This window comes from Labrenzia sp. R5_0, assembly GCF_017743835.1.
GTDB classification, from domain to species: Bacteria; Pseudomonadota; Alphaproteobacteria; order Rhizobiales; family Stappiaceae; genus Roseibium; species Roseibium algicola.
Genome location: NZ_JAGHRK010000007.1, coordinates 82775 through 97851, shown reverse-complemented (window position 1 = coordinate 97851; position 15077 = coordinate 82775). Strand labels below are relative to the sequence as shown.

At 57.8% G+C, this 15077-nt stretch carries 11 protein-coding genes; 1 reads left to right on the top strand and 10 read right to left on the bottom strand.

Annotated features, from left to right (window positions below):
* Positions 1 to 18: 18 nt before the first annotated feature.
* Genes J7447_RS27050 through J7447_RS27035 form a run of 4 tightly spaced genes read right to left on the bottom strand, consistent with a single transcriptional unit; the run spans position 19 to position 5182 of the window.
* Positions 19 to 1650: an ABC transporter ATP-binding protein gene (locus J7447_RS27050; RefSeq protein WP_286189648.1), complete on the bottom strand. Its 1632-nt coding sequence runs from the start codon at positions 1648 to 1650 to the stop codon at positions 19 to 21.
* Between the two features lie 11 nt (positions 1651 to 1661).
* Complete coding sequence (locus J7447_RS27045; RefSeq protein WP_022998449.1) at positions 1662 to 2552, bottom strand: ABC transporter permease; 891 nt, start codon at positions 2550 to 2552, stop codon at positions 1662 to 1664.
* The gene (locus J7447_RS27040) at positions 2549 to 3574 is read right to left on the bottom strand and encodes an ABC transporter permease (RefSeq protein ID WP_209171482.1); all 1026 of its coding nucleotides are present in this window, start codon (positions 3572 to 3574) and stop codon (positions 2549 to 2551) included. The genes J7447_RS27045 and J7447_RS27040 overlap by 4 nt, the downstream gene beginning before the upstream one ends.
* 3 nt (positions 3575 to 3577) lie before the next feature.
* A complete protein-coding gene (locus J7447_RS27035; protein WP_168686760.1) occupies positions 3578 to 5182 on the bottom strand; it encodes an ABC transporter substrate-binding protein in 1605 nt (534 codons plus the stop codon).
* 123 nt (positions 5183 to 5305) lie between these two features.
* On the opposite strand from J7447_RS27035, the gene J7447_RS27030 reads away from it, so the two are divergent.
* Entirely contained in the window at positions 5306 to 6220 is a 915-nt protein-coding gene (locus tag J7447_RS27030; RefSeq protein ID WP_022998446.1) for a LysR family transcriptional regulator, read from the top strand.
* An 83-nt stretch (positions 6221 to 6303) separates the two neighbouring features.
* Here J7447_RS27030 and dnaE read toward each other — a convergent pair whose 3' ends face one another.
* The 6 genes from dnaE to mce all read right to left on the bottom strand — a co-directional run bounded on the left by dnaE (position 6304) and on the right by mce (position 15063).
* Entirely contained in the window at positions 6304 to 9780 is a 3477-nt protein-coding gene (dnaE, locus tag J7447_RS27025) for a DNA polymerase III subunit alpha (RefSeq protein WP_209171536.1), read from the bottom strand.
* Between the two features lie 536 nt (positions 9781 to 10316).
* Positions 10317 to 11033: an ABC transporter ATP-binding protein gene (locus J7447_RS27020; protein ID WP_022998443.1), complete on the bottom strand. Its 717-nt coding sequence runs from the start codon at positions 11031 to 11033 to the stop codon at positions 10317 to 10319.
* Between the two features lie 11 nt (positions 11034 to 11044).
* A complete protein-coding gene (locus tag J7447_RS27015) occupies positions 11045 to 12349 on the bottom strand; it encodes a lipoprotein-releasing ABC transporter permease subunit (protein WP_022998442.1) in 1305 nt (434 codons plus the stop codon).
* A 124-nt stretch (positions 12350 to 12473) separates the two neighbouring features.
* Complete coding sequence (proS, locus tag J7447_RS27010) at positions 12474 to 13802, bottom strand: proline--tRNA ligase (protein ID WP_031268416.1); 1329 nt, start codon at positions 13800 to 13802, stop codon at positions 12474 to 12476.
* Positions 13803 to 14364: 562 nt separating this feature from the next.
* Complete coding sequence (locus J7447_RS27005; protein WP_022998440.1) at positions 14365 to 14655, bottom strand: DUF1467 family protein; 291 nt, start codon at positions 14653 to 14655, stop codon at positions 14365 to 14367.
* Between the two features lie 3 nt (positions 14656 to 14658).
* Positions 14659 to 15063, bottom strand: a complete 405-nt coding sequence (mce, locus tag J7447_RS27000) for a methylmalonyl-CoA epimerase (RefSeq protein ID WP_006934701.1) — start codon at positions 15061 to 15063, stop codon at positions 14659 to 14661.
* Between the last annotated feature and the right edge of the window lie 14 nt (positions 15064 to 15077).

Genomic DNA, 15077 nt, shown 5'->3' with positions numbered 1-15077 from the left:
TAGTCCTTCCAAAATATCTTAGGCGGCGGTTTTGCGCGCCGGTGCCTGGGGCGCAGCCGTAAGCAATTCGCGAGTGTACGGGTTCTGGGGCGTATCCATGACCGTCTCGACGGCTCCCGCCTCAACAACTTTGCCGCCCTTCATGACGACGACATGGTCGCACAGCAGACGCACGACATTGAGATCATGGCTGACGAAAAGGTAACTCATGCCAAGCCGGGCCCGTAGGTCTGCAAGCAGGTTCAGGACAACGGCCTGAATGGAAACATCCAGAGCGGCAGTCGGCTCATCAAGGATCAGGAGATCGGGATCCGGGGCGATTGCCCTGGCTATGCCGACGCGCGCCTTCTGCCCCCCTGACAGCTGGTGCGGAAACCGATCAAGAAGATGGCTCGGCAAGCCTGTCAATGCGGCCAGCTCTTCCACCCGTTCGCCCAAGTGGGCGCCTTTTAATCCTGTCAAACGCTTCAAGGGTTCGGCTATCGACTGACGGGCGGTATGTCTGGGATTGAGACTGTCCGTCGCATCCTGGAAAACCATCTGGATTTTCTGCCGCAGTGGATGCCGGGAGAAGTTCTCCGACGGGAGCTTGGCAATATCCTCGCCCCTGAAAAGCAGGTGGCCTGACGTCGGATCAAGCAGCCGCACGATCATGGAAGACGTGGTGGATTTTCCGCAGCCGGATTCGCCGACCAGTCCGACACTTTCGCCTTCGCGAATGGTGAAGCTGATGCCCTTGACGGCGTACACCGGACCGGATTTGCCCTGGTAGGTCTTGGTCAGCTTGACGACTTCCATCATCGGAGAATTGCCGATTGTCCGTGCGGCCAGCGGCGCGCGTTGATCTTCCGGCAGCAATGAACGAATGCTGGCTCCACGCCGCGGCGTCGCGTCCACCAGTTTTCTGGTATAGGCATGTCGAGGGTTTGAAAACAGGTCCGCCGGCCTGCCCTCCTCCACAATGACACCGTCCTTCATCACGACGATGCGGTCGCAATATTCGGACGCCAGGCCGAGATCGTGCGTAATCAGGATCGACGACATTTCGCGCGCCCGAACAAGATCATCGACAAGGTCCATGACGGCCTTTTGGGTGGTGATGTCGAGGCCGGTGGTCGGCTCGTCCGCGATGAGAAGCTTGGGGTCACAGGCAAGCGCAATGGCAATCACGACGCGCTGGCACATGCCCCCTGAAAGCTCGAAGGGATAGGCTTCGTAACGCTCAGCAGCCTCGTTGATCTTCACCGCCTCCAGTGCCTCGATTGCCTTTGCTTTCGCATTTTGCCTGGTCGCCCGGCCATGCTGGCGAAGGACGTCCTCAAGCTGGTGCCCAACCTTCCGAATGGGATTGAGTGCGGCACGCGGGTTCTGAAAGATCATCGAGATCTCCCGACCGCGGATTTCACGCATGTCGCGCTCCGCCGCCTGTTTGAGATCGATACCGTCATATACCGCCTCACCGGATTTTATCCGGCCACCGGCGTCCAGAATGCGCATCAGGGCATAAGATGTAACGGATTTTCCCGATCCGCTTTCCCCGACTATGCCCAGACGTTCGCCCTTGGCCAGGTCGAAGCTGATACCCTTGACGGCCTGAACGTCACCGCGGCGCGTCTTGAAGGCAACTTTGAGATCCTTGATGGTCAGCATGGCAAAGCTCCTCAGGTCCGACGACGCGGGTCGACGATGTCGCGAAGACCGTCTCCCATCAGGTTGAAGGTAAAGACTGCCAGCATCAGCCAGAGCCCCGGAAACAACGCCAGCCACCACTCGCCGGACACGATGAAATTCGCGCCTTCAGCAACCATGATGCCCCACTCCGGTGTGGGCGGACGAACACCAAGGCCGATAAAGGACAATCCGGCCGCGTTCAAAATGGCCCACCCCAGATTGAGCGAGACCTGCACCATCATCGGCGGCAGGGCATTCGGGAATATGTGAAACGCGAGCACCCTGGTATCCGAATTGCCGGCAAGCTTTGCGGCAAGCGTGAAGCCGGCTTCCCGCCGGATGTTGACCTCCGCACGAACAAGACGGGCGTAGAACGGAATGTTGATGATCGCAGTGGCCAGAATGATGTTGGAAATCGAATTCCCGAGCGCCGCCACAATGCCCATGGCCAGCACGAACAATGGAAAGGCCATGATGGTGTCGAGAAACCGGTTGAGCACGACATCCAGCCAGCCTCCACGGTAACCGGCCACGGCACCAAGGACCGAACCGATGACGAAGGAAAGCGCGACAGCGGACACCGAGATGATCAGATCAAGGCGCGTTGCAACGATCACCCTTGAAAAGACATCACGGCCAAGATTGTCGGTTCCGAACCAATGAGACCAGCTGGGGGCCTGCAATGCATTTGCCGCATTCGTCTGCAGCGGATCGTAGGGAACCAGTGCAGGTCCGAGCACTGCTGATCCGATGAAAAAAGCGAACATGGCGAAAGACAGTGCCGTGACCGGATTTTCCCGAAGGACATAGATCGTGTGGGCCAGCGCACCGGAGCCGGTCTTCCGCTCCGCGACGGTTGGAGGCAACGTCGTATCACTCATTTCGAAGATGTCCCGAAACGTGGATCAATCAGCGAATAGGACAGATCGATCAACAGGTTGAGAATGACGAACAGCAATGCCATCGCCAGAACGAACCCCTGAACCGCGGCGTAATCGGAAACCACAAGCGCCTCGACCGCATAGGATCCGATGCCTGGCCAGGCGAAGACCTTCTCGACCAGCACATTCGCCCCAAGCACAAAGGAAAACACCATACCCAGCGTGGTCACGACCGGAAGCAGAGCGTTGCGGAAAGCGTAGCCGTAGAGGACCATCCCTGGCCCGAGGCCTGCTGCCCGTGCGGTTCTGACATAGTCGGCCGCCAATGCAGACAGCATCGCCGCCCGCGTCATGCGCGCGATCGGAGCAAGGGTGAAGAGGGCTAGCGTCGTTGCCGGCAAGACCAACTGCTTCAGCGCCCCGAACCAGGTTTCCCAATCTCCGACAATTGCAGCGTCGATCAGGAAGAACCCGGTTATCCTGGGAGGATCAAGATAGATGAAATCGAGCCTGCCAAGGGGCGACGGAGCGATGCCCAAGAGATAATAGAAAACATAGATCAGAACGATGCCAGTGAAGAATGTCGGCAGAGATACGCCGGCGGTGACAAGTATCCGGCATAGCTGGTCAATCCAGGTTCCCGGCCGTGTCGCTGCCAGAACGCCGAGTGGAACGGCTATCAGGCAGGACAGGATCAGGGCGGACAGCGTCAATTCGAGCGAGGCCGGCAGTCGGGACGCAAGTTCCGTCGCAACGGGCCGGCCGGTGGAAACCGACTGGCCCAGATCTCCCTGCAGCAGATCTCCTACATAGATCAGGAACTGCTCCGGCAACGGTTTGTCGAGGCCCAGAGACCGTCGAACCTCTTCGATGGATTCAGGCGTTGCCGCAGCTCCGGCAAATTGCACTGCTGGGTCACCGGGCAAGGCACGGGTGAGGATGAAGCTGATCACCACAACGCCTATCAGAACCGGTATCGCCTGCAGAATGCGGTTAAGCGTAGCTGAGCTGCGACGCGCCATGACCTAGCTCTCCACGTTCGTCAGAGAGCGGACATCGAGCTGGCGGTGGAACCAGAACTCGTAACCGTCGGCACTGTTGACCGCGACGTTGAGCGCCGGCTGATAAAGCGGAATCCTCGGCAGGTCTTCCATCGCGATCTCGAACATCCGCTTGATCTTCGGCGCGTACTCAGGATCGTCCTGCGCCATGTGAAGCGTTTCCGAGGTCAGGGTCTCGATTTCCTCGTTTCGATAATTCGAGGAATTGAAAAGGTTGCCTTCCTGATACGCCCAGAAGAAGTAGTAGTCGGGTGTGTCCAGCCAGCCGCCGAAGTTTTCCAGATGTAGTGGCAAGCGCTTTTCCACGAGCACCGCCGTGCGCCAGTTTGCCCCGGGGATCTTCTCGATTTCCGTCTTGATGCCGAGTTTGCCGAGACTTTCCTGGATCAGCAGTGCAGTTGGCTCCATCCAGGATGCAAGGTCTGTGCTGATCGACAGAGGGACTTCGAAGCCATCAGGATAGGCGGATGCTGCAAGCAACTCCTTGGCTTTCTCCATGTCATGGCTATAGGGCGACTTGCGTGGCCAGGAGGTGTCTTCAATGGTCTCGCTACCGCCCCACAACGGTGCGCCGCGGCCGTAAGCTGCGGTATCGAAGATGTCCTTATAGGGAATCGCGTAGGCGATAGCCTTGCGCACATTCGGATCCTGGAAAGGTTCGAAAGTGTAATTCAGGCCAACCACATGCATGGTGTTGGCAATCGGTGTGGAATACACTTTCACCTTTTCAGCGAGCTCAGCAGCATCCTTATCAGGTATGTCGAAGGACACCTGCACATCACCACGTTCGATCAGGGCGCGGCGGGTTGCCGGACTCGGCACTTCTCGAACAATGATTCTGCGAACCTTGGGCAAAGGTCCACCAGCCCATTCGTCAAAGCGTTCGTAAACGATCTGCTGGCCGGAATCCCAACGGGCAACCTTGTAGGCCCCGGACCCGGCAGGTGTCGTGTGAAGATACTCAGTCGCCCAGGGATCATCGGCTGTCGCATGTTCCTTGGCGACTTTCGAATTGATGACGAACGGCACAGGAACTGCCAGATCCGGCAAGGATAGCTTTGATGGCTTGTCGAGCTTGACGACAAAGGTTTCCTCATCGACGGCTTCAAACTGATCCGGCCGCACAAGGCCGCCAGCTTTCATCTGCGTGCTCGGGAACCCGCCAACTGACACTGCCCTGTCGAAAGACCATTTTACATCCTCAGCGGTCACTTTGCTGCCGTCCCAGAAAACGGCGTTCGGCTTCAGCTTGAAGGTAATGGTCAAACCGTCGTCGGAAATTGTCCAGCTTTCCGCGAGTTCCGGTTCCAGCTTCGAATAGTCGAAGGAAACGCTGCCATCTTCCAGGGTCTTGCTGCCGAACGTAATCAACCGGTCATAACTGTTGATGGCAACCTGATAGCTCGCCCTGTTGGTACCGGTACGGTGAAGATCCAGACTGTTGATGGTCTGACCGGTCACCGCCACCAGAGTATCGCTTGCGGCGAAGGCAGACAGGGACCGGGAAAACGGGAGGGCGCCGACGACGGCAGCTCCGGCTTTGAGGAATTCGCGTCGGTGTAGGGACATGTTCGGAAACTCCGCTGTGCGATTGGCTTTCCGAAGCTTGCAGGTGTTTTCTGTTTCCGAAAAATGCTATAAATTCACAGATGCGATGAAAAAAATGCAACGCTATAAACAAAGCCTATTGAAATGAGACACTTATACACGTTTCAGCTCATTGAGGCTGTCGCCCGAGCGGGCTCCATCAGAAAAGCGGCGGAAGACATGAACCTGACCGCCTCGGCGCTTACGCGCCGGGTGCAAAGGTTCGAGCAGGAGTTTGGCGCACAGCTCTTTGAGCGCCTACCGAAGGGCGTACGTCTCAACCCTGCCGGAGAGCTTCTTCTCCACCACTACCGCGCAAGCCTTTCAGACCTTGCTCGTGTGCAGAGCCAGGTCGCTGATCTTGCAGGAGAACGCAGAGGGCACGTTTCCATCGCCTGCTCGCAGGCCATGGTTCCTTATTTCCTGCCCGAGCAGATCGCCCGGTACCGGCGTGATCATCCGGGCGTCACGTTTTCGGTCAACGTCAGGGACAGAACCCAGGCCGAGCAGGAACTCGTGTCCTATTCCAGCGACCTGGCACTGGTGTTCGAGCCAGTCTATCTGGTGGATTTCGAGGTGCTTCATGTCATCCCGCAGGAGGTTTATGCGGTTATGGCAAGCGACCATCCACTGGCAAAAAAAGCGGAGGTGCGCCTGCGGGATTGTCTCGATGTGCCCCACGTCGCACCGACAACCAAATATGGCGTCAGGCATCTGCTGGACTTTGCTGCCCGGCGTGGCAGTCGCCGCGTATCTCCCGCTGTCGAAACCGAAAGCTTCGACCTGATCCGGCACTACGTTCTCTGTGAGAAACTGATCGGCTTCCAGATCCCTCTGGGGCTCAGAGAGCAGGATGACGGCTCGCTGGTTTTCAAACCGATCTCGAGCAAGGACCTGCCACCCGGGAACCTAATTCTGGGCCAGATGCGCGGGCGAACACTTCCCGTGGCTTCAGCGCGCTTTGCGTTGCAGCTGGCCACCGCGCTCAAGGACTATCACAGCGCCCGCATCGGCAACTGACAGAGCGAGCATTTTCAGGACCATTGAAACCCTGGCGCACCAGCGCTCCCACAGTGAAATCGCATTGTCGGCGCCCTGGATGTTCACGCCACCTGTACGTCCGTTACACCTGGCACTGCCTTGAGCGCGCCCGCAATTTCCGGTGACAGGCGGAACCGGCCGGGGAGCTTGACTTCCACTTCCCGTGCGCCGTTTTCCAGAAGGACAATCACCGTCACGTCACCTTCACCCCTCACCTGCAACTGCTTTGCAAGGCTCGGGATTGGACGTTCATCGCGAACAAAGACACGCATGCTTTTCTGCAGACGGGCTGCAACCTGATCGATCGGATCAACCTGTTCGATTCGAAGGGAGGGCTCGTCGTCGCGCATGTCAGCCCCGACGAGCACGACAACGGAACGTCCAGCCTGCAAGGCATCCCGGAACTGTTCGAGTTTCTCACGGAAGAGCAACGCCTCATACTGGCCCGTAGCATCGGACAGGCGAACGATACCCATGCGATTGCCGGTCTTGGTCTTGCGTTCCTGCATGGACACAACGGTGCCGGCAAGCCGGCCGTGAGACGCCCCCTTCTTGACCGCTTCCGAAAACTGGCTCCACGGCTGTGCCCGCATCTTTTCCAGCACGGAGGCGTATTCGTCGATCGGATGCGCTGACAGGTAAAACCCGATCGCCGAGTGTTCCCGCTGCAGCTTCTCTTCGTTTGTCCAGCCATGGACATCATCCAGCTGCAAGGGTTCTTCGCTGTCGCTGCCTCCAAAAAGCTCGTCCTGGCCGAGCGTCTTGTTTTCCTCGGTGCGTTGAGCCAGGCCCATGATCCGGTCGAGGCCTTCAAAAACCCGTGCCCGGTTGGGCTCAAGCTCATCGAATGCTCCGGCTGCGACCAGGTTTTCAAGCGTTCGCTTGTTGAGGGCCTTGGGTGAAATCCGACGCGCAAAATCGCCAAGGCTCTTGAAAGGCTTGTCGCCCCGAACCTCAACAATGTGTTCAACCGCCTGCTCGCCGACACCCTTGATCGCGCCCATCGCGTAAAGGATCTTGCCGTCGGCAACGTCAAAATAGACCTGCCCGCGGTTGATTGACGGCGGCTCGATCTCGATCTTCATGCGCCGACATTCCTGACGGTAGTCGCCCAGTTTTTCCGTATTGCCCAGATCCAGTGTCATGGAAGCGGCCATGAACTCAACCGGGTGGTTCGCCTTAAGCCAGGCCGTATGATAGGAGACCAGTGCATACGCCGCAGCGTGCGACTTGTTGAAGCCGTAGTTGGCGAACTTCGCCACAAGATCGAAGATTGTTCCGGCGTGGCTCTTGTTGATCCCACGCTCCACCGCGCCGTCGACAAAACGCGCCCGCTGGACTTCCATTTCCGCGGCAATCTTCTTACCCATGGCGCGGCGCAGAAGGTCAGCTTCACCGAGAGAGTAGCCGGACAGAACCTGCGCAATCTGCATCACCTGTTCCTGGTAGACGATAATGCCGTTCGTCTCCATCAGGATGGGTTCAAGCAGGGGATGCAGGCAGTCCGGGTCCTGTTCGCCGTGCTTCACCGCATTGTAGACCGGGATGTTCTCCATCGGTCCGGGACGATACAAAGCCACAAGGGCAATGATGTCTTCGAACCGGTCGGGTTTCATGCCTGCAATCGCGCGGCGCATGCCCTGACTTTCCAGCTGGAACACGCCGAACGTTTCGCCGCGCGCCAGCAGCTTGTAGGTTTTCTCGTCGTCGATCGGCAGGGCTGCGACGTCGACATCGATACCGCGCCGTTCAATCAGCTTCACCGCCGTATCGATAACCGTCAGTGTCTTCAGGCCGAGGAAGTCGAACTTAACAAGTCCGGCGTCTTCCACCATCTTCATGTTGAACTGGGCAACCGGCATGTCGGAACGCGGGTCTCGATAGAGCGGAACCAGTTGTTCCAGAGGCCTGTCACCGATGACAACGCCCGCAGCGTGCGTAGAAGCGTGCCGGTAAAGGCCTTCGAGCTTCTGAGCCATGCCCAGCAGCCGCTCGACGATTTCCTCTTCCTTGGCTGCCTCGCGCAGGCGTGGCTCTTCCTCGATCGCCTGACCAAGCGTTACGGGATTTGCCGGGTTGGCGGGGACAAGTTTGCAGAGCCGGTCGACCTGGCCATAAGGCATTTGCAGCACGCGGCCGACATCGCGCAGCACGGCGCGGGCCTGAAGCGATCCGAAGGTGATGATCTGCGCGACCTGCTGCCGGCCATATTTTTCCTGAACATAACGGATCACTTCTTCACGCCGGGTTTGGCAGAAGTCGATATCGAAGTCAGGCATCGAAACGCGTTCAGGATTGAGGAAGCGTTCGAACAGCAGCGAAAACCGCATGGGATCGAGGTCGGTAATGGTCAGCGACCAGGCAACCAGGGACCCCGCACCGGACCCGCGACCCGGGCCGACCGGAATATCCTGCCCTTTCGCCCATTTGATGAAGTCCGCAACGATCAGGAAGTACCCGGGAAACTTCATGCGCTCGATGATGCCGGTCTCGTAGTCGAGACGATCCCAGTAGTCCTTCTCCTCAAGACCCGGCGCCAGTCCATGCGCATCAAGGCGCGCCTGCAATCCTTCGCGTGCCTGGCGGATCAACTCTTCCGCCTCTGCCTTCTCCGCTTCTTCCGGATCCGCATCTGCACCGGCAAACCGGGGCAGGATCGGCGCGCGCTTCAACGGGCGGAAGCTGCAGCGCCGGGCAATTTCTACCGTTGAGACAAGCGCCTCCGGCAAATCCGCAAAGAGCGCGCACATTTCCGCGCGGCTTTTGAAGTAGTGCTCCGGTGTCAGACGTCTGCGGTCGTCCTCGATCAGCACCCTGCCCTCGGAGATGCAGATCAGCGCGTCATGAGCTTCATAGTCTTCGCGCTTGGGAAAGAAGGCTTCGTTGGTGGCGACCAGTGGTAGCCCGTATTCGTAGGCCAGATCGAGAAACGCGTCTTCGGTCTTGCGCTCGGCTTCCATGCCATGGCGCTGGATTTCCACGTAGCAACGACCGGGAAAACGATCCGCCAATGTTTGCAACCGGCTTTTTGCGAGGTCCTTGCGGCCGGCAAGGAGCGCTGCCCCGATCGGCCCTCCGACACCACCGGTCAGAATGATAACGCCTTCGGACTTTGATAGAAGATACCCGGAGGAAACGTGTGGCCTCAGACCGGTTTCCGTGTCGAGGAAGGCCCGAGAACTCAGCTCCATCAGATTGCCGTAACCGGCTTCTGTCATGGCGAGAAGAACAACGTCCGAAAGCGCAGGTTCCCCTCTCCGCCCGCTTTCAAGTCCATCGTCGAAAAAGACGGAAAGCTGACACGCCGCAATCGGCTGAATTCCGGATCCCCACGCTTTGGTTGCAAATTCCTGCGCGCCAAACAGATTGTTGGTATCGGCAATCGCCAGCGCCGGCTGGTCATCGGCCTTGGCGAGGTCGAGAAGCTTCTTGATCGGCAACGCACCTTCCAGAAGCGACAACGCCGAATGGACCCGGAGGTGAACATAGCCGGGACCGCTTGCCTCACTGCCGGCATTTTCTGACGAACCGGAAGACAGAGAATTATTGGGATCTGTAGCAGACATGGCGGCTCTCATAACATCTTCCAGAATCAGCGCTCAAGTGAAGCGTGTTCGGAATAGCGTGTCGAGACGCCGAAGGAGTTGTTACCGCTGTTCTTTGTAATCCTGACTTCGCATCACACCGCAGCGGACTGAGTCCAGGAACTCAAAAAACGAACTGGCACCATTTGCCGAAACAACGACCGTTCAGCAGAGATTGATCAGCCGACGGACAGAAGCACGTCGCCCCAGACGGCGAGCGTCGTGCAGAAGCAAACCATTGCACCGAAAGCGGCAAAATCACGAGCGATATGGATCATCACATCCTCCAACCGTTGCTAATTGCGTAACTGGATGATGTTCCATTTTTGTTCCTATTGCAAGCCCTTTTTGTTCCCCTTGTCATCAAGCAAATCAAATTTGCTGAAAACTTAGGGTTTTTGCTTTGTTCTTCTGGAGAACGGTAGCCCTGAGGAGCCCGCTCACATGGGGTAGAAACAATTTTTTGGCTTGGCTTGTCTGACTGGAAAAACCTAGAGGTCCCTGACCAGGCCTTCGGACAGCGTTATTGCCCTGTCCATCCGGCCCGCCAGTTCCAGGTTGTGAGTTGCGAACAGCGTCGCAACACCGGACGCCCGCACCAATGCCTGCAAGGCGTCGAATACATAGCCTGCAGTGTTGGGGTCCAGATTTCCCGTCGGTTCATCCAGAAGAAGGATACGAGGCGCATTCGCAACTGCACGGGCAACGGCAACGCGCTGCTGCTCCCCGCCGGAAAGCTCCGAAGGGCGATGGCTGCCACGCTCACCGAGACGCATGTATTTCAAAAGTTCGTCTGCTCTCTCCGCTGCCATCTTTCGCGGCAAGCCACGGATCATCTGTGGCATCATCACGTTTTCCTGCGCGGTAAACTCCGGCAGCAGGTGATGAAACTGATAGACGAACCCGATGTCGTTACGCCGGATGGCCGTGCGCTCATCATCAGACAGATCCGAACAGTTGACCGGTCCCAGGAAGACATCGCCCTCGTCCGGGCGCTCCAGCAAACCTGCAATATGCAAGAGGGTCGATTTGCCGGTTCCGGAAGGCGCCACCAGGGCAACCATCTCACCGGCCTCGATGCGCAGATCGGCACCGTTCAGGATATGAAGTTCGCGATTACCCTCGTCGAAACTGCGGGTAATGCCAGACAATTGCAGGGCGGCGGGCGCCAGTCCCGGTGCCTGGTTGGGGTCAACGGCCATGTTCATCTCCCGTCTCCCTATTCATATCTGAGGGCTTCAACGGGATCGAGCCGCGCAGCCCGCCACGCAGGATAGACCGTCGCCAGCAGTGACAACGCAAGCGCCATGACAAGCACTGTTATCGTCTCTCCGGAGTCAATCTCCGCGGGCAGCTGTGACAAAAAGTAAAGCGTCGGATCGAACAGTTCTGTCCTGGTAAGCCAGGAAACGAATTGACGGATGCTCTCGATGTTCAGGCAGACCAAAAGTCCGAGGAAGAAGCCGGCGAATGTACCGACGAAGCCGATACTGGCGCCTGTGATCAGGAAGATCCGCATAATCGACCCACGCGTCGCGCCCATGGTCCTCAAAATCGCGATGTCCTTGCCCTTGTCCTTCACCAGCATGATCATGCCGGAAACGATATTGAGCGCCGCAACCAGGACGATCAGCGTCAGGATGATGAACATCACGTTCCGCTCCACCTCAAGGGCTGCAAAGAAGGTGACATTGCGCTGGCGCCAGTCGGTTACGAAAGCCGGCCGATCCGCGGCCTCCTCGATCGTGTCCTTCATGATACCGACCCTGTCGGGGTCAGCTACATAAACTTCGATACCGGTCGCCTTGGTATCCATGTTGAAATAGGCCTGCGCCTCTTCCAGTGGCATGAACAGGAAGGTCGCGTCGTATTCACTCATGCCGATTTCGAAAATGGCGGTGACCGGATAGGCCTTCAACCGCGGCGTAACGCCCATGGGGGTCACACTACCGCGCGGTGAGATAATGGTGACATTGTCACCAAGGGTGATGCCGAGCTGTTGCGCCATGCGTGAACCGATGGCAACCCCCTCGCCCTCGTCGAACCCGTCAAGGGTTCCGGCCCGCACATTGTTCGCGATAAGCGGCACACGGCGCAGATCGCTTTCGTAAAGGCCGCGAACGAGCGCTCCGAAATTCCCTGCAGGTCCGGAAACCAGCGCCTGGCCTTCCACGAAAGGCATCGCACTGACCACATCCGGCACACCCTGCAACCGGGCGGAAACCGCATCATAGTCCGTCAGTGGCTGGTCGATCGGCTGAACCAGCATATGACCGTTGATACCGAGGATCTTGCCGAGAAGCTCCGTCCGGAACCCGTTCATCACCGCCATCACGATGATCAGCGTTGCCACGCCAAGCATGATGCCAGCAAAGGAAAAGCCTGCAATGACGGATATGAAGGTTTCGCGGCGCCTAGATCGCAGGTAGCGCCCTGCAATCATCCATTCAAATGCGGAAAAGGCGCGTGTCGGGGCTGCCGGTTTGCGACCGTCGTCAATGTCCGCCGTATCTACCGCTGTCATTGTCCATCCAGTTCAGCACAGCCCCAAATTCAGCACAGCCCACCTACCGAAATATTTCCGGCAGGCCGGCTGGCCGCAGCAGACGCCGCGACCGAATCCCCACACAGAGGATCACCGGACTTGGTTAGTCCGTCAATGCCGCCGTCAGCTTGTTCAAGGTGGCTTCCGGAGAAAGCATTTCCTTTTCCCCAGTTGCCCGGTCCTTGACTTCCAGCAAGCCGTCTTTCAGTCCACGCGGCCCGGCAACGACCTGGAACGGCAAGCCAATCAGATCCATCGTCGCGAACTTGGCACCGGCCCGGGTGTCCGTATCGTCGTAAAGAACCTCGATGCCGGCAGCTTCAAACTTGGCATAGAGATCTTCACACACCGGATCCGTCAGCTCGTCACCCGGCTTCAGATTGACCAGCCCGACATGGAACGGCGCGACGGATTTCGGCCAGACGATTCCATTTTCATCATGATTGGCTTCGATCAAGGCGCCAAGAAGGCGTGAAACGCCGACACCGTAGGAGCCCATGTGGACCGGCACTTCCGTGCCTTCTGCAGTCGCAACCTTGGCACCCATCGCATCGGAGTACTTGGTACCGAAATAGAAGATATGACCGACTTCGATACCACGCGCCGACACTCGGGTGTCTTCAGCCAGTGCACCGAAGGCGGCTTCGTCGTGCATTTCGTCCGTTGCCGCGTAGGGCGTCGTCCATTCGGTCACGATCGGCGTCAGGTCGGAGGAGAAGTCCGTATCTTCCGCAGGCGTCGGCAGCTCCAACAACGACTTGTCGCAGAACACTTCGCTTTCGCCGGTGTCGGCAAGAATGATGAACTCGTGGCTCATGTCGCCGCCGATCGGGCCGGTGTCGGCTTTCATCGGGATCGCCTTCAGCCCCATGCGCGCGAAGGTGCGCAGGTAGGCGACAAACATCCGGTTATAGGCGTGGCGGGCCGATTCCTTGTCCAGATCGAAGGAATAGGCATCCTTCATCAGGAACTCCCGGCCGCGCATGACACCAAAGCGCGGGCGCACCTCGTCACGGAACTTCCACTGGATGTGATAGAGGTTCAGCGGCAGGTCCTTGTAGGATCGCACGTAGCCACGGAAGATGTCGGTGATCATCTCCTCGTTTGTCGGCCCAAACAGCATGTCCCGCTCGTGACGGTCGGTGATACGCAGCATCTCCTTGCCATAGGCATCATACCGGCCACTCTCACGCCACAGGTCGGCTGACTGGATCGTCGGCATCAGCAACTGGATCGCGCCTGCCCTTGCCTGTTCTTCTTCCACGATCCGTTCGATCTTGCGCAGGACCTTCAACCCAAGTGGCAACCAGGAATAGATTCCGGCGGACTGCTGACGAATCATGCCGGCACGCAGCATCAGCCGGTGGGACACGATTTCCGCTTCCTTGGGTGTTTCTTTCAGTATGGGCAGAAAGTAACGGGAAAGACGCATGAATGTTCTCTCAATCTTGGGCATCGCCTGTTTTGTGCGCAGTCAAAGCGCAAGCAGCCACCAAATACAAGCCCTTTGCGCAGGCATGCCTGCCTTATACAGAAATGACGGCAAAATAGCGCGCAAATGCAGGTATTTGCTTAAGTTTGCCGCCTAATTTTTTGCCGGCTTCAGAACTAAGGTCTTAGTACCAATTGCCGCCAAGGAAATAGGCAAGCAAAAAAAATAGCCTGTGCACGACAAATAGGTGACAAGGCTGAATCAATCCGCTAGTTTCCATCTTCATAACAAAAAGATGCCTTGGCAGAAATGCCAAGAGGCTCAAGGACATCGCGGTCTGAGTCTTGGGAGGAAGGACCCTCAGGCGCACCTTTTGGTTTGCAGCCGCCCAGCTGTACGGGAATACCGGACAGTAAGGGTACAGGGTCGAATTTAGACGCGGAACTTTACAAAGGCAGAGCTTGGCTCTGCCTTTTTTTCTTTGCGGAATAGCGTCAGTTTTCTTGCAACCGGGCGAACTTGTCGTGGGATCCGAACAAATATGCCCCGGGAGGCGCACCCGTCAGTTGGACGGGTGACTGTAGCTGCCGGTTGGCGGGTTGAGGAACGGAATGTCGTCCAACCCGAATCCCGAGTTGCGCATACCGAGGTATCCGGCAAAAACCACAGTGGTCACGATGGTGGTCAGGATGATTACCCGACGGAATCGCGGCTGCTCGGGAGCGCTTGGCTCGGTTCCTGGTACAACCTCGCCTGCTTCCTCCTGCGTCCGGCGCATGCCGAACGGCAGAATGGCAAACAGAATGATCCACCAGAGCATGAAATAGATGGCCATGCCAAACGCGATGGACATAAATTAAGCCTCTTCCAGTTCAGTCAAGGTACCGAGAAAGTCCTTGGGATGCAGGAACAGCACAGGTTTGCCATGCGCCCCTATCTTCGGTTCACCGTCGCCGAGTACCCGGGCCCCATCTGCCAGCAGCTTGTCGCGCGCGGCAATGATGTCATCGACCTCGTAGCAAACGTGGTGAATGCCACCTGAGGGATTCTTTTCCAGGAACTTTGCAATGGGAGAATTCTCGCCAAGCGGCTCGAGCAGCTCGATCTTGGTGTTCGGCAAGTTGATGAACACCGTGCTGACGCCGTGATCCGGCTGCTCTTCCCTGGCTGAAACCTCTGCACCGAGAGTGTCCCGGTAGACTGCCGTTGCTGCTTCGATATCCGACACCGCAATGGCGACGTGATTGAGCCGTCCGATCATTTGCAAACCTCCGC

Coding starts and splice junctions, on each gene's coding strand:
- J7447_RS27050 (WP_286189648.1), bottom strand. CDS start 1,650: ATGCTGACCATCAAGGATCTCAAAGTTGCCTTCAAGACGCGCCGCGGT.
- J7447_RS27045 (WP_022998449.1), bottom strand. CDS start 2,552: ATGAGTGATACGACGTTGCCTCCAACCGTCGCGGAGCGGAAGACCGGC.
- J7447_RS27040 (WP_209171482.1), bottom strand. CDS start 3,574: ATGGCGCGTCGCAGCTCAGCTACGCTTAACCGCATTCTGCAGGCGATA.
- J7447_RS27035 (WP_168686760.1), bottom strand. CDS start 5,182: ATGTCCCTACACCGACGCGAATTCCTCAAAGCCGGAGCTGCCGTCGTC.
- J7447_RS27030 (WP_022998446.1), top strand. CDS start 5,306: ATGAGACACTTATACACGTTTCAGCTCATTGAGGCTGTCGCCCGAGCG.
- J7447_RS27020 (WP_022998443.1), bottom strand. CDS start 11,033: ATGAACATGGCCGTTGACCCCAACCAGGCACCGGGACTGGCGCCCGCC.
- J7447_RS27015 (WP_022998442.1), bottom strand. CDS start 12,349: ATGACAGCGGTAGATACGGCGGACATTGACGACGGTCGCAAACCGGCA.
- proS (WP_031268416.1), bottom strand. CDS start 13,802: ATGCGTCTTTCCCGTTACTTTCTGCCCATACTGAAAGAAACACCCAAG.
- J7447_RS27005 (WP_022998440.1), bottom strand. CDS start 14,655: ATGTCCATCGCGTTTGGCATGGCCATCTATTTCATGCTCTGGTGGATC.
- mce (WP_006934701.1), bottom strand. CDS start 15,063: ATGATCGGACGGCTCAATCACGTCGCCATTGCGGTGTCGGATATCGAA.